Raw genomic sequence first — 2,318 nt, forward strand, 5'->3', positions numbered from 1 at the left:
AAAATCTAAAAAGAAGTGCACAAATAGGTTCTTCACATCTAAAAGAAATTGCAAAAACTACAACATTGAATCTCAAAAGAACTGCAGAAAAAGAATCAGAAAATCTAAAGGCAACTGCCACTACAATCACCATGAATTTAATGACTATGGCAAATTCTGCAGTTTTAAACATGCAAAAAAATTGCGGCTAACACATCTGATAAGATAAAAGAAAACACAAGAACCCATTCTGTAAATACCGTAACAAAAACATTTGATCAGATAAATGAAATGAAACATGAAAAATCTTTCAAAAAACTGCAAATACAAAATAAAAAACAAGTAATGATTATTGCAACAATATTGGTTGTACTAGTTAGTGGTGGCATGCTATACTTAAGTCCCATAATCTCCCCCATACAATTTGCAGGGGTTGATGATGATGGATTTAAAACACAATATCTTATTCAAAACTTGAGAGGGGACACTGTGGATACATGGGCATCATGGAGAATACCTGTTGATGCGCCATTTCATATTCATTTATTGGATAGCAAATTTGCTACACCGGACAAAGTAAATGCTATTGTAAGCGTGATCATGTCTGATAAAGAAATTAAAATTGATGATAATTTAATGCATAAAGGACCTGCAGGAACAACCTCCGTCTACTATGAGGGATGGCATGGTGCGCTAAACAGCATTACGTCAGACACTAAATTCAACATTGTCAAAAACCTTCACTTTCATGTAGATAATGGTGAAAGCACTGGTAACATTGTAATCATGCTTACTGATATGTCATCCCCTGATGGTTATTCTGGATATACTAATTCTATTGTTGATGAGGCCAATCACCAGATTTTAAAATCCACCATAACCATTTATGATGTCAATAAACTTTCTATTGAAAATCTTAAAACTATTTTGCGACATGAATTAGGTCATGGATTTGGATTAGCACATTCTACTGCTCTTGAAGATCTTATGTATCCTGTAATTACTACCTATTATCCGTACATTTCAGATTGTGATTTGGATGCTATATCTCATTTGTATGATGGGGGGGGGGACTCAAGTAATGTTGTCTGTGAGAAATGATTGACGGTATGAGACAAAACTAATGATTTTAGATACAAAAATTCAGTATTTGCCAAAATGCATCAAGAATATTTCAATGAGATCGCTTGAATCTGATACCCCTGTATGGCTTTCTTCTTCGTTTCTAGCACTGACTTTGAACACTTTTTCTGATGGTATAACAATATTGGAAAACAACAAAATTATTGGTTATTTTGCAAGTCGGCAATTACTAGAGTTTATTATTAAAAATCCCACATCTTTAGCATTAAAAGAAAAAACAGTAAAAGATTTACCAAAAAGAGATCGCTTTGTAGTGTTTTCATCCAGAAACACATTGCGTGATATTCTAAACGAATGGAAGAAATCAAGATTTGCATATTCTGCAATTCAGGACGGGGATAAATTTTCCTCGATCTCAATTAATTCTATGTTGGGATTAGTTGATTTGTATGATCTACCAAACACCATTTCAGAAATTCCAAAAAAACCAACTATCACATACAGTAATGATGATACAGTAATTGCTGTTCTTGATAAAATGTTTCATCACAAAGTCAGAAGATTGGTTCTTGAAAATACTGCAGATGTGTTAAGTGATAGAATAATAGTTGGTGCTATTTGCGATGAATTTGATTTTCTTAGAAAAACTCCCAATTTTCTGTCTGTCAAAGCAAAATCATTTAATCCAAAAACAGCAAGAGAGATTCATCCAGACTCTAAAATTACAGACGTTGCTCACAACATGCTAAATGAGAATCACTATGCTGCAATTTCAAATGGACAGATAATCTCTCCATGGGATATAATAACAAAATTCTTTGAAGTGATGGATGGGAAATAGATAAGCATGCATCAAAAACTTCATGATCAAACCATTTATTTCATAATCTATTCCACAATAGCCTTCGCCATGACTGATAATCGCCCCTATCTTATAATGCAAAAAATTCCAATCATATTTGATTACCATGTATAGACTGTCATCTGTTTTTAAGGACCATTGGTATAAATTGATTTCAAGCAATATCTTCCTTTTGCTTATTTTGCTTTCTATGTCCGTCATGCTAACTGCCGAATGGATTTACGCTGAACCTATTTTTGACTATGAGTTCGGTTCGCTAGGTTCTGGTAATGGCAATTTTGATGCGCCAAGTGGAGTTGCAGTTGACAGTGCAGGAAACATCTACGTAGCTGACACCAACAACAACCGAGTACAAAAGTTTGATTCATCTGGAAATTTTGTCTTAAAATTTGGG

The 2,318-nt window shown here is 33.9% G+C and carries 3 protein-coding genes and 1 pseudogene; all 4 read left to right on the forward strand.

The genetic code is table 11. The features are described 5' to 3' along the window. On the forward strand, positions 1–191 hold a 191-nt coding region (locus tag BD31_RS03775), incomplete at its 5' end, for a hypothetical protein (RefSeq protein ID WP_008298806.1). Positions 192–270: 79 nt separating this feature from the next. Beyond that, on the forward strand, positions 271–1,080 hold the full coding sequence (locus tag BD31_RS03780; protein ID WP_008298808.1) for a matrixin family metalloprotease: 810 nt from the start codon (positions 271–273) through the stop codon (positions 1,078–1,080). 76 nt (positions 1,081–1,156) lie between these two features. Further along, positions 1,157–1,903 carry a CBS domain-containing protein gene (locus BD31_RS03785; RefSeq protein WP_158641222.1) on the forward strand — a complete coding sequence of 249 codons (747 nt, stop codon included), beginning with the start codon at positions 1,157–1,159 and terminating at the stop codon, positions 1,901–1,903. Between the two features lie 193 nt (positions 1,904–2,096). Beyond that, positions 2,097–2,318: pseudogene (locus BD31_RS03790) on the forward strand (hypothetical protein); the annotation flags it as partial.

The sequence above is a fragment of the Candidatus Nitrosopumilus salarius BD31 genome, assembly GCF_000242875.2.
GTDB classification, from domain to species: Archaea; Thermoproteota; Nitrososphaeria; order Nitrososphaerales; family Nitrosopumilaceae; genus Nitrosopumilus; species Nitrosopumilus salarius.